Source organism: Streptomyces sp. NPDC044002, from assembly GCF_056434525.1.
In genome coordinates, this window is the sequence record NZ_JBWKEZ010000030.1 from 19,851 (window position 1) to 42,326 (window position 22,476).

20 protein-coding genes are annotated in these 22,476 nt (G+C 73.6%); 13 read left to right on the forward strand and 7 right to left on the reverse strand.

What is annotated here, in order from left to right:
- Window positions 1-143: 143 nt before the first annotated feature.
- Both AC07A6_RS22295 and AC07A6_RS22300 read right to left on the reverse strand, forming a co-directional pair.
- Window positions 144-1,646 carry a M1 family metallopeptidase gene (locus AC07A6_RS22295; RefSeq protein ID WP_478778231.1) on the reverse strand — a complete coding sequence of 501 codons (1,503 nt, stop codon included), beginning with the start codon at window positions 1,644-1,646 and terminating at the stop codon, window positions 144-146.
- A gap of 406 nt (window positions 1,647-2,052) precedes the next feature.
- Entirely contained in the window at window positions 2,053-2,226 is a 174-nt protein-coding gene (locus tag AC07A6_RS22300; RefSeq protein ID WP_362469915.1) for a hypothetical protein, read from the reverse strand.
- Window positions 2,227-2,578: 352 nt separating this feature from the next.
- On the opposite strand from AC07A6_RS22300, the gene AC07A6_RS22305 reads away from it, so the two are divergent.
- From AC07A6_RS22305 to AC07A6_RS22325, 5 genes are all read left to right on the forward strand, one after another.
- Complete coding sequence (locus AC07A6_RS22305) at window positions 2,579-5,056, forward strand: Tex family protein (RefSeq protein ID WP_478778232.1); 2,478 nt, start codon at window positions 2,579-2,581, stop codon at window positions 5,054-5,056.
- Window positions 5,057-5,310: 254 nt separating this feature from the next.
- Entirely contained in the window at window positions 5,311-5,817 is a 507-nt protein-coding gene (locus tag AC07A6_RS22310) for a M78 family metallopeptidase domain-containing protein (protein WP_362469909.1), read from the forward strand.
- Window positions 5,807-7,003: an MAB_1171c family putative transporter gene (locus tag AC07A6_RS22315; protein ID WP_478778233.1), complete on the forward strand. Its 1,197-nt coding sequence runs from the start codon at window positions 5,807-5,809 to the stop codon at window positions 7,001-7,003. The genes AC07A6_RS22310 and AC07A6_RS22315 overlap by 11 nt, the downstream gene beginning before the upstream one ends.
- Before the next feature lie 29 nt (window positions 7,004-7,032).
- Window positions 7,033-7,815, forward strand: a complete 783-nt coding sequence (locus tag AC07A6_RS22320; RefSeq protein WP_478778234.1) for an SDR family NAD(P)-dependent oxidoreductase — start codon at window positions 7,033-7,035, stop codon at window positions 7,813-7,815.
- An 80-nt stretch (window positions 7,816-7,895) separates the two neighbouring features.
- Window positions 7,896-8,141, forward strand: coding sequence for a hypothetical protein (locus tag AC07A6_RS22325; protein WP_478778235.1), 246 nt, complete (start codon window positions 7,896-7,898; stop codon window positions 8,139-8,141).
- 76 nt (window positions 8,142-8,217) lie between these two features.
- On the opposite strand, the gene AC07A6_RS22330 is transcribed toward AC07A6_RS22325, so the two are convergent.
- Both AC07A6_RS22330 and AC07A6_RS22335 read right to left on the reverse strand, forming a co-directional pair.
- Window positions 8,218-9,855: an ABC-F family ATP-binding cassette domain-containing protein gene (locus AC07A6_RS22330; protein WP_362469897.1), complete on the reverse strand. Its 1,638-nt coding sequence runs from the start codon at window positions 9,853-9,855 to the stop codon at window positions 8,218-8,220.
- 31 nt (window positions 9,856-9,886) lie between these two features.
- Window positions 9,887-11,245: an SLC13 family permease gene (locus AC07A6_RS22335; RefSeq protein WP_478778236.1), complete on the reverse strand. Its 1,359-nt coding sequence runs from the start codon at window positions 11,243-11,245 to the stop codon at window positions 9,887-9,889.
- 25 nt (window positions 11,246-11,270) lie between these two features.
- Here AC07A6_RS22335 and AC07A6_RS22340 point away from each other — a divergent pair, with 25 nt between their 5' ends.
- Both AC07A6_RS22340 and AC07A6_RS22345 read left to right on the forward strand, forming a co-directional pair.
- The gene (locus AC07A6_RS22340) at window positions 11,271-12,242 is read left to right on the forward strand and encodes a GlxA family transcriptional regulator (RefSeq protein WP_478778237.1); all 972 of its coding nucleotides are present in this window, start codon (window positions 11,271-11,273) and stop codon (window positions 12,240-12,242) included.
- Window positions 12,243-12,884: 642 nt separating this feature from the next.
- The gene (locus AC07A6_RS22345) at window positions 12,885-13,514 is read left to right on the forward strand and encodes a DJ-1/PfpI family protein (protein WP_386274746.1); all 630 of its coding nucleotides are present in this window, start codon (window positions 12,885-12,887) and stop codon (window positions 13,512-13,514) included.
- Here the strand turns inward: AC07A6_RS22345 and AC07A6_RS22350 are convergent.
- Window positions 13,507-14,250 (reverse strand): enoyl-CoA hydratase/isomerase family protein, encoded by a 744-nt coding sequence (locus AC07A6_RS22350; protein WP_362467094.1) that lies wholly within the window; start codon window positions 14,248-14,250, stop codon window positions 13,507-13,509. The genes AC07A6_RS22345 and AC07A6_RS22350 overlap by 8 nt on opposite strands.
- An 82-nt stretch (window positions 14,251-14,332) precedes the next feature.
- Between AC07A6_RS22350 and AC07A6_RS22355 the strand changes: the two genes are divergently transcribed.
- Complete coding sequence (locus tag AC07A6_RS22355) at window positions 14,333-15,016, forward strand: HdeD family acid-resistance protein (protein WP_478778238.1); 684 nt, start codon at window positions 14,333-14,335, stop codon at window positions 15,014-15,016.
- Between the two features lie 130 nt (window positions 15,017-15,146).
- The gene (locus tag AC07A6_RS22360; protein ID WP_478778268.1) at window positions 15,147-15,653 is read left to right on the forward strand and encodes an ATP-binding protein; all 507 of its coding nucleotides are present in this window, start codon (window positions 15,147-15,149) and stop codon (window positions 15,651-15,653) included.
- A gap of 47 nt (window positions 15,654-15,700) precedes the next feature.
- Here the strand turns inward: AC07A6_RS22360 and idi are convergent, their stop codons facing one another.
- Together idi and AC07A6_RS22370 are read right to left on the reverse strand one after the other, a co-directional pair.
- A complete protein-coding gene (gene idi, locus AC07A6_RS22365; RefSeq protein WP_362467093.1) occupies window positions 15,701-16,303 on the reverse strand; it encodes an isopentenyl-diphosphate Delta-isomerase in 603 nt (200 codons plus the stop codon).
- Between the two features lie 130 nt (window positions 16,304-16,433).
- Window positions 16,434-17,762 carry a GNAT family N-acetyltransferase gene (locus AC07A6_RS22370; RefSeq protein WP_478778239.1) on the reverse strand — a complete coding sequence of 443 codons (1,329 nt, stop codon included), beginning with the start codon at window positions 17,760-17,762 and terminating at the stop codon, window positions 16,434-16,436.
- A gap of 383 nt (window positions 17,763-18,145) precedes the next feature.
- On the opposite strand from AC07A6_RS22370, the gene AC07A6_RS22375 reads away from it, so the two are divergent.
- The 4 genes from AC07A6_RS22375 to AC07A6_RS22390 are packed head-to-tail and all read left to right on the forward strand — an operon-like array spanning window position 18,146 to window position 22,476.
- Complete coding sequence (locus AC07A6_RS22375; protein WP_478778269.1) at window positions 18,146-19,921, forward strand: DUF5941 domain-containing protein; 1,776 nt, start codon at window positions 18,146-18,148, stop codon at window positions 19,919-19,921.
- Complete coding sequence (locus tag AC07A6_RS22380) at window positions 19,918-20,670, forward strand: phosphocholine cytidylyltransferase family protein (RefSeq protein ID WP_125818569.1); 753 nt, start codon at window positions 19,918-19,920, stop codon at window positions 20,668-20,670. The genes AC07A6_RS22375 and AC07A6_RS22380 overlap by 4 nt, the downstream gene beginning before the upstream one ends.
- Entirely contained in the window at window positions 20,658-21,719 is a 1,062-nt protein-coding gene (locus AC07A6_RS22385) for an iron-containing alcohol dehydrogenase family protein (RefSeq protein ID WP_362467091.1), read from the forward strand. Before AC07A6_RS22380 ends, AC07A6_RS22385 begins: the two co-directional genes overlap by 13 nt.
- Window positions 21,697-22,476 carry a CDP-alcohol phosphatidyltransferase family protein gene (locus tag AC07A6_RS22390; RefSeq protein WP_386274742.1) on the forward strand — a complete coding sequence of 260 codons (780 nt, stop codon included), beginning with the start codon at window positions 21,697-21,699 and terminating at the stop codon, window positions 22,474-22,476. Before AC07A6_RS22385 ends, AC07A6_RS22390 begins: the two co-directional genes overlap by 23 nt.

Below are 22,476 nucleotides of genomic sequence, written 5' to 3' on the forward strand. Positions count from 1 at the left end.
AACACCTAGGTAGCGATCGGGCCCGGGCCCGCGGGTCGCTCCGCCAACCCGCCGTCGCCGCGCGCCGGAGCCCTCCGCCCCCCCCCCCCCCCCCCCCCCCCCCCCCGGGTCCGCGTACCGCTGTGAACCAGTGGGTCAGTGGGTCAGTGGTCGTGGACCGTGTTCGTCGCCGCGATCTTCTTCCAGGACTTGGGCTCCGCGGCCGGCTTGGCCGGGGACTGGAGGGTGCGGGCGCCGGACTTGGCGGCCGGCGGGGCGAAGGCGGGCTTGCCCGGGGTGTAGAGCCAGGTCTCGAAGAGCTGGGCGAGGGGCTTGTTCGAGATCTTCTCGGCGTACCGGACGAAGTCGCCGACCTTGGCGTTGCCGTAGGCCCGCTCGGTCGGCCAGCCCTTGAGGATCTTGAAGAACTTCTCGTCGCCGATCTCGTTGCGCAGCGCCTGGATCGCGATCGCGCCGCGGTCGTACACGGCGCCGTGGAACTGGTTGTCCGGGCCCGGGTCGCCGGGCTTGACCTGCCAGAACGGGTCCTCGGCCGGGCGGGAGGAGTACGCCCAGTCGGCGAGCTCCTGGGCGGTGCCCTCGCCCTCCTTCTCCGACCAGAGCCACTGGCTGTAGCGGGCGAAGCCCTCGTTGACCCAGATGTCCTTCCAGTTGTCGACGGACACGCTGTCCCCGTACCACTGGTGGGCCAGTTCGTGGACGACGACGGAGACGTTGGCGCCGTTCGCGAACTGGCGCGGGCTGTAGAACGGGCGGGTCTGCGTCTCCAGCGCGAAGCCGCTGGGCACGTTCGGGACGTAGCCGCCGAGCGCGTTGAAGGGGTACGGGCCGAAGACCCCCTCCAGCCACTCCGCGACCTCACCGGTCCGCTCGACGCTCGCGCGCGCCGCGCCGGCGTTGTCGCCGAGGTCCTTGCTGTACGCGTTCAGGATCGGCAGGCCGCCCGCCGTCTTGTCGGTGGTGATGTCGAACTTGCCGACCGCGAGGGTCGCCAGGTAGGTGGCCTGCGGCTTGTTGGAGCGCCAGTTGTAGCGGGTCCAGCCGAGCTTCGAACTCTGCGACTGGAGTACGCCGTTGCTGATGGCCTGGGTGCCGTCCGGGACGTTGACGGACACGTCGAAGGTGGCCTTGTCGAGGGGGTGGTCGTTGCTGGGGAACCACCAGGCCGCCGCGTCCGGCTCCTGCGCCGCCACGCCGCCGTCCGGGGTGCGCTGCCAGGCCGACCAGCCGTCGACCTTGAACTCGGAGGGCTTGCCCGCGTACTTGACGACGACCGTGGCCTGACGGTCCTTCTGGAGCGGCTGGGCCGGGGTCACTTCGAGCTCGTGCGCGCCCGAGGTCGCGAACTTCGCCTTGGCCCCGTTGACCCGGACCTCGCTGACCTTGAGGCCGAAGTCGAGGTTGAAGCGGGACAGGTCCTGCTTGGCGGTGGCCAGCAGGGTGGCCGTGCCCTCCAGCAGGTCCGTCTTCGGCTGGTACTGGAGGCGCAGGTCGTAGTGGGAGACGTCATAGCCGCCGTTCCCGCTGGCCGGGTAGTAGGTGTCGCCGATACCAGGGGCGCCGGGACCCGCGCTGGCCGCCGACGCCGGGATCACCAGCAGGAGGGAGGCGGCCAGGACGCTCGGGGCGATGACTTTGCGGTGCACGAAGAGCTCCAAGGGGTAGGGGAGACAGATCGGTCAAGGTCTCGTCGTTCGACCGTATTCACCCGTGGCGCCTCAGGTCATGTCCATGGCTCCTGCTGTCACACGATCGCCATTCGGCCGTCATGATCCGGTGGTGGGGCGCGGGCCGGGAGGGTATGGCTGACCTGCGGATTCGCCCCCGGACGGGGCGCGGGGTGAAGCGGATCCCCGGTTCGGCCGGGTGGGAGTGCGTGTTGACCATGCGTCAGATGAGCGGCGATATTCGGACACGCGTACGCCGCCCGCTCCCGTGGGACGGGCGGTCCGCGCACCGCGGCAGGGCGATTTCCGGCCGCTCCGGCGCTGCCGGGACGCCGGAGGAGCGCAGGACGCAGAGTGGCCCGATCGGCGCTCTTGCGCCGTGCCGCTAAGGGCCCGACCCCTCGTCGGCGGAACGGGCCTTGTCCAGGAGTCCTTGGTAGGGGGTCTGGTCCATGGAGCCGCGCACCTTGGAGAGGCCGTACCGCTCGATGACCGGTTTGTTGTAGAGGGGGTTGTCGGGATCGAAGACGATGGTGTCCCCGGGCGGCGACACGGCCACGTCTGCGTACCCGGCTTCCCGGCTTCGTCGCCGCCCTGGTCCTGGCCGCGCTCGGGGTCGCGGCCCCCGCCGCGCAGGCCGCCGTACCCGCTGTCGACGGGCCGACGTGCGTGGCCCACGGCGGAACGGTGGAGTACGACTCCGTCTCCGGCCTGTGGATCTGCGTGGACGGCCGCTACGACGGGGAGTCCATCAACTGACGGCCGCGCCGGCACCCCGCATACCGGGCGGCCGGCCATCCCGCGGCGCGACCTCGTCGGAAAGGGCCCAGGGGCTCCCGCGGTCCACCGGCGGCACCTGCCACAATTGACAGCCTTCCACGCAAACGCACGAAGGCAGGCGGGACCGCACAGTGACCATGTCCATCGAAGGCAGGATCGCCGAGGAGCTCGGCGTACGGGAACGGCAGGTCAAGGCCGCCGTCGAGCTGCTCGACGGCGGCTCCACCGTGCCGTTCATCGCGCGCTACCGCAAGGAAGCGACCGAGATGCTCGACGACGCCCAGCTGCGCACCCTGGAGGAGCGGCTGCGGTACCTGCGCGAGCTGGAGGACCGCCGCTCCGCGATCCTCGACTCCGTACGCGAGCAGGGCAAGCTCGACGCGGAGCTGGAGGCCCGGATCGCCGCGGCCGACACCAAGGCCCGGCTGGAGGACATCTACCTCCCCTTCAAGCCCAAGCGCCGCACCAAGGCCCAGATCGCCCGCGAGGCCGGCCTGGAGCCCCTCGCCGAAGGCCTGCTCGCCGACCCCTCCGTCGAACCCGCGGCCGCCGCGGCCGCGTTCGTCGACGCCGGCAAGGGCGTCGCCGACCCGGCCGGGGCCCTGGAGGGCGCCCGCGCCATCCTCACCGAGAAGTTCGCCGAGGACGCCGACCTGATCGGCGACCTCCGCGAGCGCATGTGGGGCCGCGGCCGGCTCGCCGCGAAGGTCCGCGAGGGCAAGGAGGAGGCGGGCGCCAAGTTCTCCGACTACTTCGACTTCGCCGAGCCCTTCACGGCCCTCCCCTCGCACCGCGTCCTCGCCATGCTGCGCGGCGAGAAGGAGGAGGTCCTCTCCCTGGACCTGGAGCCCGAGGAGCCTTCGGACACCCCCGGCCCCTCCACGTACGAGGGCGTCATCGCCCGCCGCTTCGGCATCGCCGACCGCGGCCGCCCCGGCGACAAGTGGCTCGCCGACACCGTCCGCTGGGCCTGGCGCACCAAGGTCCAGGTCCACCTCGGCATCGACCTGCGGAGCCGGCTGCGCGCCGCCGCCGAGGACGAGGCCGTACGGGTCTTCGCCGCCAACCTGCGCGACCTGCTGCTCGCCGCCCCCGCCGGCACCCGTGCCACGCTCGGCCTGGACCCGGGCTTCCGCACCGGCGTCAAGGTGGCCGTCGTCGACGCGACCGGCAAGGTCGTCGCCACCGACGTGATCCACCCGCACGTCCCGGCCAACAAGTGGGACGAGTCCATCGCCAAGCTGGCCCGTCTCGCCGGGCAGCACTCCGTCGAGCTGGTCGCCATCGGCAACGGCACCGCCTCCCGCGAGACCGACAAGCTCGCCGGGGACCTCATCGCCCGCCACCCCGAGCTGAAGCTCACCAAGGTGATGGTCTCGGAGGCCGGCGCCTCCGTGTACTCCGCCTCGGCCTTCGCCTCGCAGGAACTCCCGGACATGGACGTGTCCCTGCGCGGCGCGGTCTCCATCGCCCGCCGCCTCCAGGACCCCCTCGCCGAACTGGTGAAGATCGACCCGAAGTCCATCGGCGTCGGCCAGTACCAGCACGACCTGTCCGAGGTGAAGCTGTCCCGCTCGCTCGACGCGGTCGTCGAGGACTGTGTGAACGGCGTCGGCGTGGACGTCAACACCGCTTCCGCCCCGCTGCTCTCCCGGGTGTCGGGCATCAGCGGCACCCTCGCCGAGAACATCGTCGCCCACCGCGACGCCAACGGCCCCTTCCGCAGCCGCAAGGGCCTCAAGGACGTGGCCCGCCTGGGCCCCAAGGCGTACGAGCAGTGCGCGGGCTTCCTGCGGATCCGCGGCGGGGACGACCCGCTGGACTTCTCCAGCGTGCACCCCGAGGCCTATCCCGTGGTCCGGGCCATGGGCAAGGCGGCGGGCACCGAGGTGGCCGCGCTGATCGGCAACACCTCCGTGCTCTCCTCGCTGCGGCCCGACCAGTTCGTCACCGAGGCCTTCGGCCTGCCCACCGTCACCGACATCCTGCGCGAGCTGGAGAAGCCGGGCCGCGACCCGCGCCCCGCCTTCAAGACGGCCACCTTCAAGGAAGGCGTCGAGAAGATCGGCGACCTGGCGCCCGGCATGATCCTGGAAGGCGTGGTCACCAACGTCGCCGCCTTCGGCGCCTTCATCGACATCGGCGTCCACCAGGACGGACTCGCGCACGTGTCGGCCCTGTCGAAGACCTTCGTCAAGGACCCCCGCGACGTGGTGAAGCCGGGCGACATCGTCCGGGTCAAGGTCATGGACGTGGACATCCCGCGCAAGCGGATCTCCCTCACCCTGCGCCTGGAGGACGAGGCGGGCGCCGAGCGCGGCGCCGGCGCCCCCCGGCAGCGGGACGAGCGGCAGGGCGACCGCCGGGGCGGCGGCGGGCGGCCCCCGCAGCAGCGCGGCGGCCAGGGCCAGGGCCAAGGCCAGGGCCAGGGCCAGGGGCAGGGGCAGGGCCAAGGCCGGCGCGGCGGCGACGGTCGGCGTCAGGGCGCGGGCGGCCAGGGCGGCGGAGGGCAGCGCTCCGGCGCCCCGGCTCCCGCCAACAGCGCCATGGCCGACGCCCTGCGCCGGGCCGGCCTGACCGGCCCCGAGGAGGGCCGGGGCCGCCGTTAGCGGCACCCCGGGCCGCGGCCCGGAAGGGCCTCCGGCAGGAGTGGCCGAATAGCCACCCCGCCAGGGGAAATTCCTTGCCAACTCCCCGGGAAGATCGGTAGGGATGGTGGAACGCCCGTTCGCACGCGCGGACGGGCGTTCCCCTTTTCCCCCGGGTCCGCACCCCGGGGCCGCCCAAGGCACAGGACGCCATGCCGATGCCCACCCCCCACGCCTACCGACGCTGCCCGAGAAAGGGTCCGAAGAGGGAACGCATGCCCTACCGGGACCTCAGCCTGCGCAAACGCTGCGAGACGATTCTCGGTCACCTGGACCTGGCCACCCCGTTCTCCCTGGCGGGCCTCTGCGCACACATGGCAGACCGGCGCGGCCGCCCCATCCGGCTCCACCCGCTGCCCCCGGAAGCCGCCGAAACCGGCGTCTGCGGGCTGTGGGTCGGCACCGACACCGTGGACTACGTGTTCTACGAGGCCCACACCACCCCCCTGCACCGGGAGCACATCGTGCTCCACGAGCTCGGGCACATCCTCTTCGGCCACCACTCCCTGGAGGGCGAGGAGACCGACGGCCGGGCCCCCGTCGTCCGCGGCCGCACCGACTACACCACCCGCCAGGAGCAGGAGGCGGAGATGCTCGCGAGCATGATCCGCATCAGCACCTCCACCGCCGGCCACCCCCGCCGCGGCGCGACCCCCCGGGGAGCCCTGGCCCGGCTGGAGTCCGCCATGGGCTGCGCACGGGGCCACCGCGATGGCAGCTGAACTCGCCGCCGCCGGAGACTGGCTCGCCGTCCCCGGCGTGGTCTGCCTGTGGATAGCCGTCCTGATCCGCGCCCCCGCCGCCCTGCGCTCCCCGGAACAACGCGGACTGTGGCTGGCCGTCGCCACCGCGGCCGCCGCGATGACCCTCAACCTGCCCGCCGTCGTCACGTACGCCATGAGCCGCGAGCCCTCGTACGCCCACACGGTCGGCCTCGTCCGCAACCTCATCGGTGTCCTGTCGGCCGGCGCCGTGCTCTACTTCGTCGCCGCCGCCACCCGCGGACGCAGGCTCCAACTCGCCTCCTGGGCGGGCACGGTGCTCTGGTTCGCCGTCCTCATCACCCTGGACTCCACCGCCCCCGAGCACGGCACCCACACCATCCCGCCCGCCGGGGGGCCCGTGCCCTCCCTCGCGTACTGGCTCGTGCTCATCTCCGCCCACCTGATCGCCAACACCGTCTGCGTCTTCGTCTGCTGGCGCTACGGCCGCCGCTCGGAAAGCCGCGCACTCGCCCTGGGCCTGCGGCTGTTCGGCCTGGGCACGGCGCTGGCCTGGGCGTTCTGGTTCGCCTACCTGCTCAAGGCCCTCTTCGGCAGCACCTGGGCCCTGCCCGCCCTGCCGCTGCTGATGAACCTGCACGGCCTGCTGCGCGCCGCCGCGATCCTCGTGCCCACCGTCTTCGCGCTGCGCCGCACCCTCGCCGACGCCGCCACCGCCTGGCGGCTGTGGCCGCTGTGGCGGGACCTGGTCCAGGCGGTCCCGTACGTGGTCCTCACCGAACCCCGCACCGGGCGGCTGCTGGAACTGCTCTGGCCGCCCGTGCCGCGCAACCTGCTCGTCTACCGCAAGGTCATCGAGACCCGCGACGCGATCCTGATCCTGGGGGAGTACGTCACCCCGGGCGTCCCGGAACTCGCCCGCGGCCATGTCGCCGGTACGGGCGTCCCCGAGCAGCGGCGCACCGCCGCCGCGCTGGCCTGCGTACTGAAGGAGGCCCGGCGGACGAAGCTCGCCGGGCTGCCCGGACAGCCGCCGCGGGGCCCCGGGCTGGACCTCCCGGCCGTGATGCGGGCCTCGGCCGAGGACGGGGACCTGGAGGACGAGGCCAGGTTCCTGGTGGACGTCGCCCAGGCCTACGCCTCGCCCACGGCCGCCGCCTTCGCCCCCGCCACCCGAACCGCCTGAACCGCCTGAACGACCGAGAGCGAGTCCACGTGCCCACCACCGTACTGATCACCGGGGCCAGCGCCGGCCTCGGCGCCGCCTTCGCACGGGCCTTCGCGGCCAAGGGCTGCGACCTGGTCCTCGTGGCCCGGGACAAGGCCCGCCTGGAGGCCCTGGCCGCCGAACTCGCCCGGGAGAACGGCAGCACCTGCGAGGTGCTGCCCGCCGACCTGCTCGACCCCGCGGCCCTCGCCACCGTCGCCGACCGGCTCGCCGACACCGCGCGGCCCGTCGACGTCCTCGTCAACAACGCCGGATTCGGCCTGCCCGCGCCCTACCCGTACAACCCGGTGGAGGACGAGGAGCGGATGCTCGACCTCCTCGTGAAGGTCCCGCTCCGGCTCACCCACGCGCTCCTGCCGGGACTGCGCGAACGCCGCCGGGGCGCCGTCCTCAACGTCTCCTCCGTCGCCGGCCTGCTCCCCACCGGCACGTACGGGGCGGCGAAGGCCTGGATCACCGCCTTCAGCGAATCCCTCCGGGTCGACATGGAGCCCTACGGCGTCCGCGTGCTCGCGGTCGTGCCCGGCTTCACCCGCACCGAGTTCCAGGAACGCGCCGGCATGGACGTCAGCGCCCTGCGCGACGCGGTGTGGCTGGAGCCCGAGGCCGTGGTGGCCAAGGCCCTGCGCGACCTCGCCCGCCGCCGCCCCATCAGCGTCACGGGCCGCCACTACCAGGCGTACGCCCTCGCCGTCCGGCACCTGCCGCGTGCCTTCGTGGCCCGCAGGATGGCCCGCGACCGGCGCCCCCCGGCCGGCCGGACCGCCTGAGCAGGCCGGTTTGCGGGACGGCGGTCCGGGCAGCAGCCTGGCGAGGGGGACGTCGAACCCGGGGGCGAGGAGGATCCGTCATGGACGAGCAAGGCGGCGCCGGAGGCGTCCCGCTCCACCACGGGGACGCAGGACGGCAGCACCGCAAGCCACGCGCCGAGCGGCACCGCTCCGCACCGGGAACCGGGCCGGAGCCGGAACTCGCGCCCGTCCGGCGCGAGGACACGGACGAGGCGAGCCGCCTCGACCGACCCGGAGCCCAGGACCAGGACCCGGCCGAGCCCCGCAAGCACCGCACCCACGGCAAGGGCCCGGACGAGTTCTAGACGCCGGGCCGGGCCGGGCCGGGCTCCGGCTCCGCGCGGAACGCGCAGGCCGGAGCCCCCGTGGTGCCCGGAGCCGTCAGAGCTCGGTGACCTTGCCGCCGGCGACCTCCAGGCGCCGCGTCACGCGCACCGCGTCCAGCATCCGCCGGTCGTGCGTGACCAGCAGCAGCGTGCCCTCGTAGGCCTCCAGGGCCGACTCCAGCTGCTCGATCGCCGGCAGGTCCAGGTGGTTCGTCGGCTCGTCCAGCACCAGCAGGTTCACCCCGCGCCCCTGGAGCAGCGCAAGGGCCGCCCGGGTGCGCTCGCCGGGGGACAGGGTCGCCGCCGGGCGCAGCACGTGCGCCGCCTTCAGGCCGAACTTGGCCAGCAGCGTGCGCACCTCCGCCGGCTCGGTGTCCGGGACGGCCGCGCAGAACGCCTCCAGCAGGGACTCCTCCCCGAGGAACAGGCCGCGCGCCTGGTCGACCTCCCCGACCAGTACGCCCGAGCCGAGGACGGCCGAGCCGGAGTCCGGGGCCAGCCGGCCCAGCAGGACCGCGAGCAGGGTGGACTTGCCCGCGCCGTTCGCCCCGGTGATCGCCACCCGGTCCGCCCAGTCGATCTGGAGGCTGGCCGGGCCGAAGGAGAAGTCGCCGCGCTTGACCGCCGCCTCGCGCAGGGTGGCGACCACCGAGCCGGAGCGCGGGGCCGCCGCGATCTCCATGCGCAGCTCCCACTCCTTGCGGGGCTCCTCCACGACCTCCAGGCGCTCGATCGCCCGCTGCGTCTGGCGGGCCTTCGCGGCCTGCTTCTCGCTGGACTCGCCGCGCAGCGCCTTGCCGATCTTGTCGTTGTCGGTGGACTTGCGGCGGGCGTTGCGCACGCCCTTGTCCATCCAGTTGCGCTGCATCTGCGCCCGGCCTTCGAGCGCGGCCTTCTTGTCCGCGTACTCCTCGAACTCCTCGCGGGCGTGGGAGCGGGCCCGCGCGCGCTCCTCCAGGTACGACTCGTAGCCGCCGCCGTAGAGGTTGATCTGCTGCTGGGCCAGGTCCAGTTCGAGGACCTTGGTGACGGTCCGGGTCAGGAACTCGCGGTCGTGGCTGATGACCACCGTGCCGGCGCGCAGCCCCGTCACGAAGCGCTCCAGCCGCTCCAGACCCGCCAGGTCCAGGTCGTTGGTGGGCTCGTCGAGGAGGAACACGTCGTAGCGGGACAGGAGCAGCGACGCCAGGCCGGCGCGGGCGGCCTGCCCGCCGGACAGGGCCGACATCGGCAGGTCCAGGCCCACCGCCAGACCCAGCTCGTCCGCGACCTCCTGGGCGCGTTCGTCGAGGTCGGCGCCGCCGAGGTTCAGCCAGCGGTCGAGGGTGTCCGCGTACGCGTCGTCGGCGCCCGGGGTGCCGTCCACCAGCCCCTGCGTGGCCTCGTCCAGCGCCGCCTGCGCGGCGGCCACGCCGGTCCGGCGGGCCAGGAACTCGCGCACCGACTCGCCCTCGCGGCGCTCCGGCTCCTGTGGGAGGTGGCCGACGGCAGCCCCGGGCGGGGAGAGCCGCAGCTCCCCGGTCTCGGGGGTGTCCAGCCCGGCGAGCAGGCGCAGCAGGGTCGACTTCCCGGCGCCGTTGACGCCGACGAGTCCGATGACGTCGCCGGGCGCGACGACGAGGTCGAGACCGGCGAAGAGCGTGCGCTCACCGTGCGCGGCGGTGAGGTTCTTGGCGACGAGGGTTGCAGTCATGATGCCCCGATCCTATCGGCGCGCCGCCGCCCTACCCGCCGATCAGCCGCAGGCCCGCCCACAGGGCCGTCACCGCCGCCGCGAGGGACACCGGCGTGGTCAGCAGCCCGAGCCGGGTGAAGTCGCCCAGCCGGACGTCCTCGCCGTGCGCGTGCAGGAGCCGCCGCCACAGCAGGGTGGCCAGGGAGCCGACGTAGGTGAGGTTCGGCCCGATGTTCACGCCGATCAGCACGGCCAGCACCACCCCCGGCCCGCCGGGGGCGGCCAGCGGCAGCAGCGCGAGCACCGCGGGCAGGTTGTTGATCAGGTTGGCGAGTACGGCGGCCACCCCGGCCACCGCCAGCAGCGCGGGCAGCGCGTCCCCGTCGGGCAGCAGCCACTCCAGCCCGTCGCCGAGCCCGTGGCCCACCACGGCCCGTACGACCACCCCCAGCGCCAGCACGAACAGGCAGAACGCCGGCGCGGTGGAGGCCGCCAGCCGCCGCGGGGTGGTCTCGCGGCGCCGCAGCGCCCGTACGCCCAGCACCACCGCGCCGGCCAGCGCGGCCCAGGCGGGACTGGCCTCCGCGAAGGAGGCCACGGCGAAGCCCGCCAGGGTCAGCACCAGTACGACGAGGGCGAACCGCGGCACGGGCGCCGGCTCCGCCGCCCCGGGCACGTGCTCGGGCGGGGCGGCCAGGTCCGCCCGGAAGAAGCGGCGGAACACCGCGTACTCCACGGCGACGGCGACCGCCCAGGGCGCCGCCATCAGCGCCGCGAACCGGGTGAAGGTGAGCCCGCTCGCGGCGAAGGCCAGCAGGTTCGTCAGGTTGGACACCGGCAGCAGCAGCGAGGCCGAGTTCGCCAGGTGCGCCGTGGCGAACACGTGCGGGCGGGGCCGGGCGCCCAGCCGGGCCGACGTCGCCAGCACCACCGGCGTCAGCAGCACCACCGTGGCGTCCAGGCTCAGCGCGGCGGTGATCGCAGAGGCCACCAGGAACACCCCGCCGAGCAGCCCCGCCGCCCCCCGCCCGGCCGCGCGCCGGGCCACGGCCGCCCCGGCGGCCCGGAACAGCCCCTCGTCGGCGCACAGCTGGGCGAGGGCCAGGATCACGGCCAGGAACCCCACCACCGGCAGCAACTCGCGCGTCTGCGCCCAGGAGTCGGCCGGAGACACCACCCCCAGGGCGACGAGCAGCCCGGCGGCCGGCACGGCGGCCGCCGCCTCGGGGAGCCCGCGCGGCCGCAGCACGGCGAAGGCCAGCACGGCGAGCAGCAGGACGACGGAGAGGGACTCGGCGAGGACGGTGTTCAGGACGGCACTCCGGACGGCGCGGCGGGGGACCGGCCAAGGATCGCACCCTCGCCCTCCGCGTGTCCGAATAGGTGGGACACCCGTCATTGCGGCCATCCGTCGGCGGTCACAGGATGGAGGCATGTCACCGCGAAACGTGCTCGTCGTCCTCTACGACGGGGTGCAGAGCCTGGACGTCACCGGCCCCGTCGAGGTCTTCGACGGAGCCGGCCGCATCCCGGCGGAGGAGGGGTACGAGATCCGTACCGTCTCCCCCGGGGGCGCGCCGGTGCGCACCAGCAGCGGGCTGACCCTGGTGCCGGACGGCGACCTGGAAGGCGCCCGCCCCGGCCCGGGGACCACCCTCCTGGTGCCGGGCGGCCGCTACACGGCGGACTTCGAACCGAGGCTCACCGACTGGCTGCGCGCGTACGGGGGTCGCGCGGGCCGGCTGGTGTCGGTCTGCACCGGGGGACTGCTGCTGGCCGAGGCCGGGCTGCTGGACGGGCGGCGGGCCACTTCGCACTGGTCGGTGTGCGAACGGATGGCCCGGGACTACCCGCGGGTGTCGGTGGAACCGGACCCCATCTACGTCCGCGACGGCCCGGTCGCCACCTCGGCCGGGGTCACCGCCGGGATCGACCTCGCGCTGGCGCTGGTGGAGGAGGACCTGGGGCGGGACGCGGCGCTGGTGATCGCCCGGCACCTGGTGGTGTTCCTGCGCCGCCCCGGGAACCAGGCGCAGTTCAGCGCGCAGCTGGCGGCGCAGACGGCCCGGCGGGAGCCGCTGCGGGACGTCCAGCAGTGGATCGCGGAGCACCCGGACGGTGACCTGAGCGTGGAGGCCCTGGCGGGCCGGGCGGCGCTGTCGCCGCGGCACTTCGCGCGGGCCTTCCAGGCGGAGACGGGGGTGACGCCGGGGCGGTACGTGGAGCGGGTGCGGGTGGAACACGCGCGGCGGCTGCTGGAGGAGGGCGGTGAGGGGGTCGCGCAGATCGCCCGCTCGTGCGGCTACGGCACCCCGGAGGCCCTCCGCCGGGCCTTCGTCAGAACCCTGGGCCAGCCCCCGGCCGAATACCGCCGCCGCTTCGGCCGCCGGGCCACTCCTTCTTGACGCGCCGCTCGCGCGGCTCGGCGCCGGGGCGCCTCCCCGGCTTCGCGCCGCTGCGCCGGCCTCCGGCCGTCGGACCCGGGGCGGCGCCACGGGCCCGGGCGGGGGCCGGTGGCTCGTCTGCGGGTGGGTGGGCCGCTGCGCGGGGCGAGGTCCCCTACCCGCCCTTCCACCGTTCCCTGGGGGCTCCGCCCCCAGACCCCCGCGCCTCAAACGCCGGCGAGGCTGGAATCTGCCGGCCGGAGCCCGAGGCCGCCTGGCGGGCTCCTCCCAGCCTCGCCGGCGTTTGAGGCGCGGGCGCGGTGGCGCCGTGGGGTGACCCGCACCCCCAGCCTCGCCGGCGCTTGAGGTGAGAACGGGTGAAGGGCGGGTAGGGGACCCAGCCCCGCGCAGCGGCCCACCCGCCCGCAGACAAGCCACCGGCCCCAGCCAAGGGCACCGGCCCCGCCCCGGACCCGACGGCCGGAGGCCGGCGCAGCGGGCCGAAGCACGGGAGGCCGCTTGCGGCCGAGCGGTGCGAGGACCGCGTCAAGAAGGAGAAGGCGGGCGTGCCGCCGGGCACGTTGCGGGCGTTGTACCGGCGCCCGGCACACACACATGCTTCCGCCCCCGCAAGCAGGGGCGGCTTACCGCTCCGGAGGAGCCATGCAGATCGCCGTACTGCTCTATGACCGCTTCACCGCGCTCGACGCCGTCGGGCCCTACGAGACCCTCAGCCGCATCCCCGACGCCGAGACCGTGTTCGTCGCGGAGCGCCCCGGTCCGGTCCGGACGGACAACGGGGTGCTGGGGCTCGTCGCCGACAAGGGGCTCGACGAGGTGACCCGGCCGGACATCGTCATCGTGCCCGGCGGGCCGCACCCCGAGGTGGAGATGAAGAACCCCGCCGTGCTCGACTGGCTGCGGGCCGTGGACGCCACGACCACCTGGACCACCTCCGTCTGCACCGGCTCGCTGCTCCTCGCCGCCGCCGGCCTGCTCGACGGGCGGCGGGCCACCAGCCACTGGCTCTACCTCGACAGGCTGGTCCCCTTCGGCGCCGAGCCGACCGGCGAGCGGGTGGTCTTCGACGGCAAGTACGTCACCGCCGCCGGGGTGTCCTCCGGCATCGACATGGGGCTCGGCCTGCTCGGGCGGATCTCCGGGGACGAGTACGCCCAGGCCGTGCAGCTGCTGTGCGAGTACGACCCCCAGCCGCCTTACGACGCCGGCTCCCCGGAGAAGGCCCCGGCCGAGCTCGTCGCCCGGATGCGCGCCGCCAACCCGCTCAGCTAGGACGCCAGCCGAAGGCGGGAGCCCGCCGTTCCAGGAACGCGGCGACACCCTCCGCGGTGTCGCCGCTCGCGGCGGCCTGGGCCGCCCAGTACGCGTCCCGGTCGGTGCGGCCGTCCGCGAACTCCTTGGCGGCGGCCTGCGTGAGGCGGGAGCGGGTGGTCAGGGTCCGGGCGAAGTCGGCCACCCGCTCCTCCAGTCCGCCCGCCGGCAGCAGCTCGTTCAGGAACCCGGCCCGCAGGGCCGCCTCCGCCCCGATCAACTCGGCGGAGAACAGCAGGTACTTGGCCCACGCGGGGCCGACCACCGAGGCCAGCCGGCGGGTGGAGGACGCCGGGTAGACGATGCCCAGCTTCGCCGGGGTCACCCCGAACGACGCGCCCTCCTCCGCGAAGCGCAGGTCGCACGCCGCCGCCAGCTGGCTGCCGCCGCCGACGCAGAACCCGCGGATCGCGGCCAGCGTCGGCTTCGGGAAGGCCGCGAGGGCCTCCTCCGCCGCCACGGACAGGGCCTGCGGGTCGTCCTTGCCGGTGAGCGAGGAGATGTCGGCCCCCGCGCAGAAGGTCGGACCGGCCCCGGTCAGCACCAGCACCCGTACGGCGTCGTCCTCGGCGAGCAGTTCCAGCAGCTCCGGCAGCGCCCGCCACATCGAGGCGGTCATGGCGTTCCGCTTGGCGGGGTGCGAGATGACGACGGTGGCGACCCCGTCGGCAAGCGTGTGGTGGAGGGCTGCGTCCATGCGCCGGATGCTATCCCGGGCAGCCGATCCTATGATCAAGGGGAGTCCGACCCCCGGGGGGTGCCGAGGAGGTGGCACGTCCATGGGCGCCGACCGCAGTGACCCGGACCCGCGGCAGCGGGAGAAGCAGCAGCAGCAGAAGCAGCTGAAGCGCGGCTTCGGGCTGCTGGCCCTGCTCGGGGTGATCCTCGTCCTGGCCGGGCTGGTGGGCCTGGTCTACACGGGCGTGGCCACCCTGACCTCGATGTTCCTCTTCGGCTGGCTGCTGCTCGTCGGCGGCGTCGTCGGTCTCGCGCAGGCCGTGCAGTCGCGGGGGACCAACTACTTCTGGCTCGCCGTCATCGTCGCGGCGATCAACCTCGCCGCGGGCTTCGTGATCCTGCGCCGCCCGGAGGCGAGCGCAGAGGCCCTCACCATGTTCGCGGCCCTGCTCTTCCTCACCGGCGGGGTGTTCCGCCTCGTCGGCGCCCTGGTGGTGCGCGGTGCGAACTTCGGGATCTCCCTGGTCCAGGGCGCCTTCGGGCTGCTGCTGGGCATCCTGATCCTGTCCAGCTGGCCCGGCAACAGCCTGTACGTGATCGGAACGTTCTTCTCGCTCGCCCTGCTGTTCGACGGACTGAGCCTGGTGGGGCTCGGCATGGGCGCCCGCCGGATCCTCGGTCTGGTCAGGGACGATGACGCGGCGGCCGCGCCGGGCGCGGCGGGCGGGACCCGGGAGGCGGCCGGGAACCGGCCCGCACCGGATCAGGAACAGCCCAACAACTGACTCCGTCATAAACCAGTGGTCAGAAAGCGTCCGATTGACGCTGACTTCTGGTCAGCGGCGCGGTCCGGACCAGGGTCTTCCCCACTCTTGACACGTGGAGACGATCGAGCGCGAAGACGGGGGCCGGAAGATGGACGACAGCGGGAGCATCCCGCCGGCCCGGGGAGGTGAGGTGTCGGCTCCGGCCGACCCCCTCGCTTACGAGGGAGTGTGGCGCTTCACCGCGCCCGCGGTTGAAGAATCCGTTCCGCAGGCCCGCCGTGCGGTCCGCGACCTGCTCGGGCGTCAGGGGGTGCCGGCCCAGCAGGACCTCGTGTACTCCCTGCTGCTGATCGTCTCCGAACTGGTGACGAACTCGGTCCGGCACGCGGCCCTGCTCTCCCCGGAGGTCGCCGTCGAGGTGGCGGTGGGCCGGGAGTGGGTACGGGTGGCCGTCGAGGACAACCACCCGTACCGGCCCAAGGCACTGGAGGCCGACTTCGGCCAGACCGGCGGCCGGGGCCTGCTGCTGGTCCGGGAGATCACCCTGGAGGCCGGCGGGGTGTGCGACGTCGAGCACACCGCGACGGGCGGCAAGGTGATCTGGGCGGCACTGCCGCTCGCGGCCCCGGCCCCGGTCCCGGCCCCCGGGATCTGACCCCCGGGACGGCCGTCCCGGACGTCCGCACCTGAACGGCGTAGCGGCTACCAGCCGGCCGCGTCGCCGGTCAGCTCGCGGATTGCGGGGCGCGCCGCGTCCAGCACGGTCATGAACCAGGCGGAGAACGGCTGCTCCGCGTGCCGCTTCGCCAGCTCGTCGGCCGTGACGAAGGCGGTGTCGCCGACCTCCTCCGGATCCGGGTTCAGCACCGGACGGGCCAGTCCCACGAACAGGTGGTTGTACTCCTGCTCCACCAGCCCGGAATCCGGGTCCGGGTGGTTGTAGCGGACTGTACCCGCCTCCGCGAGCAGCGAGGGCGAGAGCCCGAGCTCCTCGTGGGTGCGCCGGGCCGCGGCCGCGAACGGCGACTCCCCGGGGTAGGGGTGGCCGCAGCAGGTGTTCGACCAGACGCCGGGGGAGTGGTACTTCCCGAGGGCGCGCTGCTGGAGCAGCAGCCGGCCCTGCTGGTCGAAGAGGAACACGGAGAACGCCCGGTGCAACAGGCCCGGTGCCTGGTGCGCGGAGAGCTTCTCCGCCGTGCCGATGGTGTTGCCGGACTCGTCGACCAGTTCGAGCATGATCGGTTCTTGAGCTCCGGTGCCGGCGGACGCGCTGCTGGTGGCGTCGGTGGCTGGTGTGGTCGGCATACCCATCCTTCGCTTCGGACTTCGGCCTTCAGTCTGCCGTACAAAAGAGGCTTGTCCCCACTTCGGCGATCCGCGCATGTCCGCCCCCCGCCGCGTGGTAAGCGGCGGGGGGCGGACATGCGGCTGCGGATCAGACCCCGAAGGGGGCCGGATAGGAGATCGTGCCCGCCGGCACCGGAACGGAATCGTCCAGGACCAGGGCCATCATCGCCCCGTCGGGCACCTCGAAGGGCGCCCTGATCCCGAACCGCGAGGCCGGCGTGAAACCGAACCGCGGATAGTACGAGGGGTGCCCGAGGACCAGCACCAGCGCCTCCCCGGCCTCCCGCGCGGCCGCGAGCAGCGCCCGTACGACGGCGCTCCCGGCGCCCGAGCCCTGGACGGCGGGATCGGCGGCCACCGGCGCGAGGGCCAGCGCGGGCACCCCGTCCACCCGGCAGCGGGTCAGCAGCGCGTGCGCGGCCACCTCGCCGTCCGGGCCCTCGGCCACGTACGAGAGCCCCGGCAGCCAGGCCCCGGCGTCGGCGCGCAGCGCGTCCACGAGATCAGCCTCCAGCGGGGTCCCGAAGGCGGCCAGGTTGACGGCCCGTACGGCAGCCGCGTCGGCCGGCGCCTCCGGGCGGGTCCGCCAGCGGCCCCCGTCCCCGGCGGTCACCGGGGCCAGCACGAAGCCCGTGTACCCGTACTCGTGCCCGTGCCGTTCCCGTACGGCGAGCTCCTCGCGCACGTATCCCAGCGCGGCCTCCTCCGCGGGGGAGGCGGGCACGGCCGCCCGGACCCGCTCGCCGAGAGGGCCGTAGTACTCGGCCCAGTCGGAGTCGGGCTGGAGCCGGGTGCCGAGCACCCGGTACCCGGCGGCCTGGACGGCCGCGGTGTTGCGGGCGGTGGAGCGCAGCGGGTACTGCGGGTCCCAGAAGGCCCGGGCCCCGGCCGAAGGCTCCTCGACGGTCCACTCGCACTCGGTGAGCACGAGCCGCCCGCCCGGTGCCAGCAGGCGCTTCCACTCGGCGAGCGCCCGGTCGAAGCCGAGGATGTAGGCGGAGCCTTCCGCCCAGACGAGGTCGAAGGAGCCGTCCTCGAAGTCCTCGGGGGCGAGCGCGCCCATGTCGGCGCGCACCGTGCGGACGCGCCCGTCCAGGCCCCGCGCGGCCGCGGCCGCGCGGAGCTCGTCGAGGAAGGGCCCGTGGAGGTCGACGGCCGTCACCTCGGCGAGGCCCGCCCCGCCCGCCTCGGCGGCGAGCAGCAGGGCGCTGCGGCCCGGACCGCAGCCCAGGTCGAGGACGCGGGGCCGCTCGGGCAGCGGTCCGCACAGGGAGAGCAGGTGCCGGGTGGAGCCGTCGGAACCGGGGGACTGCCGGGGCAGCCCGCGGTGCAGCTCCATGAAGGCGGCGAAGACGCCGTCGTCGGAGCCGGAGGCATCAGAAGCAGCAGAAGAGGAAGAAGCGGTGTTGTCGGTCAACGTGAACCCTTGAACGGGGGCTCCGGCCGACGAGGTCTTACCGGTGTGGGATCAGACCCGGCCGGACGCCCGGAAGGAAACGGGGATGTACCGGAGTTCGCTGCGCACGGCAGCGACCACTGCGACGGTCATCAACCCACCTCGTTTCCCGTTCGAGCCGCTTGGACACCCCTTCGGCCCGCCTTCGCGCACCACGTGACCCGTGTGCGCCGCCGTCCACCCTAACATCCGGGTCCGAACGGCCCCGTTTCGGGCTGAACAGCTGATGAATGAGGCCTTCCATTCATCCGATAGCCTCTGCCGACAGCCCTGCCGACGTGCTGCCACCGCCCCCACCCGGGCGCCCGGCCGTCGGGAATGTCCGTCGCAAGGAGTGAGTTCGTCTGCCGACCGTCATCCTCACCGGCCCGCCGGTACCCGGATCACCGCTCCAGGACGAGCTCCGGTCGCTCGGGTTCGACGTCCGCCCGGCCGCCGGTCCCGAAGACACCGCCACCGCCCTCGCCGGGGTCCCGGCCCAGGAGCGGGTGGCCGTCGTCGACAGCGCCTTCGTCGGGCACCCGCACGCGCTGCGCCTCGCCCTGACCGACCCGCGCTTCGACGCCTGTGCCGTGACCGGCGCCTTCGCCGTCCAGGCGGGGGCCCGCGCGGCCCTGGACGAGGCCGCCGCGCTGGCGCCGGCGGGCACCGGACCGTACGCGGACCGGCTCGCCGCCGCGGTGGAGGCCGCCGGGACCACCGTCCAGCGGCCCGACCTGGGCAGCCTGGTCGCGGCCGTGCCGGACGGGGAGGCCGAGCGTTCCGAGGCCCTCGCGGCCGTGGCCGCCGTGGACGACGAGGCCGTACGCCTGCGCACCGCGGTGAAGTCCCGCGACGGCTTCTTCACCACCTTCTTCATCAGCCCGTACTCGCGCTACATCGCCCGCTGGTGCGCGCGCCGCGGCCTGACCCCGAACCAGGTCACCACCGCCTCGCTCATCACCGCGCTGGTCGCGGCGGGCTGCGCGGCCACGGGGGAGCGCTGGGGCTACGTCACCGCCGGCGTGCTGCTGCTCGTCTCCTTCGTACTGGACTGCACCGACGGGCAGCTCGCCCGCTACTCGCTCCAGTACTCGACGATGGGCGCCTGGCTCGACGCGACCTTCGACCGTGCGAAGGAGTACTCCTTCTACGCGGGCCTCGCGCTCGGCGCGGCCAGGAACGGCGACGACGTCTGGGCCCTCGCCCTCGGCTCGATGATCCTCATGACCTGCCGGCACGTGGTCGACTTCTCGTTCAACGAGGCCAACCACGACGCCACCGCCAACACGAGTCCGACGGCGGCCCTGTCGGGCCGGCTCGACAGCGTCGGCTGGACCGTGTGGGTCCGGCGGATGATCATCCTGCCGATCGGCGAGCGCTGGGCCATGATCGCGGTCCTGACCGCCGTCACCAGCCCCCGGGTCGTCTTCTACGCCCTGCTCGCCGGCTGTGCCTTCGGCGCGCTGTACACCACCGCCGGCCGCGTCCTGCGTTCGGTGACCCGCAAGGCGAAGAGGACGGATCGGGCCGCCCGGGCCCTCGCGGACCTCGCCGACTCGGGGGTCCTGGCCTGGACCGGCTACCCCCGGCCCACGAAGCGGCCCGACCGGGCCGCGCCCTGGCTGGCCCTGGGCGCCGCACTGCTGATGACCGGGGCGGCGGTCACCCGGGACTTCGGGACCCCCTGGCTGATCGGGACCGCCGCCGCGTACGTGTTCTTCGCCGGTGCGGCGGTGTCCGCCCCGCTCAAGGGCCCCCTCGACTGGCTGATCCCGCCGTTCTTCCGGTTCGGCGAGTACGTGACGGTCCTCGTGCTCGCGGCCAAGGCCGACGTCCCCGGGGCCCTTCCGGCCGCATTCGGACTGGTCGCGGCGGTCGCCTACCATCACTACGACACCGTCTACCGCATCCGCGGTGGCTCGGGCGCTCCCCCGCACTGGCTGGTGCGGACGACCGGCGGTCACGAGGGCAGGGTCCTGCTGACCGTGGTCCTCGCCACCGTCCTCGCCCGTGACGCGTTCCCCGTCGCGCTCACGGCCATGGCCGTGTTCGTGGCAATCGTGGTGCTCGCGGAGAGCATCCGCTTCTGGGTCTCCTCCGGGGCACCCGCCGTACATGACGAAGGAGAACCAGCATGATCGGCCTTGTCCTCGCTGCCGGTGCCGGACGCCGCCTGCGTCCCTACACCGACACCCTGCCCAAGGCCCTCGTGCCCGTCGGCCCCGAGGGGCAGGAGGACAGCCTCACCGTCCTCGACCTGACCCTGGGCAACTTCGCCGAGGTCGGCCTGACCGAGGTCGCGATCGTCGTCGGCTACCGCAAGGAGGCCGTCTACGAGCGCCGGGAGGCCCTGGAGGCCAAGTACGGCGTCAAGATCACGCTGATCGACAACGACAAGGCCGAGGAGTGGAACAACGCCTACTCCCTGTGGTGCGCGCGTGACGTCCTCAAGCGGGGCGTGATCCTCGCCAACGGCGACACCGTCCACCCCGTCTCCGTCGAGAAGACCCTGCTCGCCGCCCGCGGCAACGGGCAGAAGATCATCCTCGCCCTCGACACGGTCAAGAACCTGGCCGACGAGGAGATGAAGGTCGTCGTGGACGGCGACAAGGGTGTGCGGAAGATCACCAAGCTGATGGAGCCCGCCGACGCGACCGGCGAGTACATCGGCGTCACCCTCATCGAGCCCGAGGCCGCCGAGCAGCTCGCCGAGGCCCTGAAGACCACCTTCGAGCGCGACCCCGACCTCTACTACGAGGACGGCTACCAGCAGCTCGTCAACGACGGCTTCACCGTCGACGTCGCCCCCATCGGTGACGTCAAGTGGGTCGAGATCGACAACCACGACGACCTCGCCAAGGGCCGGACGATCGCATGCCAGTACTGACGCGGCTGATCCCCTCGCCGGTCGTCGTCGACATCAGCTGCGGGGCGATGGACAAGCTGGACGGCATCCTCGCCGATCAGCGGATCTCCGCGTCCGGCCGGCTCGCGATCGCGATCAGCGGGGGCTCCGGACAGGCGCTGCGCGCCCGTCTGGAGCCGGCCCTGCCGCTCGCCGACTGGTACCCGGTCGTCGACGGCACCATCGACTCGGCGGTCAAGCTCGCCGACGACATAAAGGGCCGCCGCTACGACGCCGTCGTGGGCCTGGGCGGCGGGAAGATCATCGACGTGGCGAAGTACGCCGCGGCGCGGGTCGGCCTGCCCATGGTGGCCATCGCCACCAACCTCTCCCACGACGGCATCTGCTCCCCGGTGTCCATCCTGGACAACGACAACGGCCGGGGCTCCTACGGCGTGCCCACGCCGATCGCCATGGTGATCGACCTCGACGTGATCCGCGAGGCCCCCACCCGCTTCATCCGGGCGGGCGTCGGCGACGCGATCTCCAACATCTCGGCCATCGCCGACTGGGAGCTCTCGCACAAGATCACCGGCGAGGCCGTGGACGGCCTGGCCGCCGCCATGGCCCGTACCGCCGGCGAGTCGGTGCTGCGCCACCCCGGCGGATGCGGCGACGACGAGTTCCTCACCGTGCTCTCCGAGGCCCTCGTGCTCTCCGGCATCGCCATGTCGATCAGCGGGGACAGCCGCCCCTCCTCCGGGGCCTGCCACGAGATCAGCCACGCCTTCGACCTGCTCTACCCCGGACGCTCCGCGCTCCACGGCGAGCAGGTCGGCATCGGTGCCGCCTTCGCCATGCACCTGCGGGGGGCCGCCGACCAGGCCGGCCTGTTCACGGAGGTGCTGCGCCGCCACGCCCTGCCCGTGCTGCCCGAGGAGATCGGGTTCAGCGTGGACGAGTTCGTCGCGGCCGTCGAGTACGCCCCCCAGACCCGCCCGGGACGCTTCACGATCCTGGAGCACCTCAACCTGTCCGCAGCCGACATCAGGGACGCGTACGCCGACTATGCCCAGACCATCCGTAGCTGAACTCCGGCCCGTCGTTCACCCGCCGGGCGTCAAGGACCGGCGCAGTGGCGAGCACTGGGGCGGTCGCCTGTACATGCGCGAGGTCTCCCTGCGCATCACCCGGCTGCTGGTCACCACCAAGGTCACGCCCAACCAGCTGACGTACGTGATGACCCTCGCCGGTGTCCTCGCCGCCCCGGCCCTGCTGGTGCCGGGCGTGCTCGGCGCCGCCCTCGGCGTGGTCGCGGTCCAGCTGTACCTGCTGCTCGACTGCGTCGACGGCGAGGTCGCCCGCTGGAAGAAGCAGTACTCGCTCTCCGGGGTCTACCTGGACCGGGTGGGCGCCTACCTGTGCGACGCGGCCGTCCTCGTCGGCTTCGGCCTGCGCGCCGCCGACCTGTGGGGCAGCGGGCGCATCGACTGGCTGTGGGCCTTCCTGGGCACCCTCGCCGCCCTCGGCGCCATCCTGATCAAGGCCGAGACCGACCTGGTCGGCGTGGCCCGGCACCAGGCCGGCAAGCCCGTGGTGCAGGAGTCCGCCGCCGAGCCCCGCTCCTCCGGCATGGCGCTCGCCCGCCGGGCCGCCGCCGCGCTCAAGTTCCACCGGCTGATCCTCGGCATCGAGGCCTCCCTGCTGATCCTGGTCCTGGCCATCGCCGACCAGGTCCGGGGCGACCTGTTCTTCTCCCGCCTCGGCGTCGCCGTGCTCGCCGGCATCGCGCTGCTCCAGACCCTGCTGCACCTGGTGTCGGTCCTGGCCTCCAGCAGGCTCAAGTGA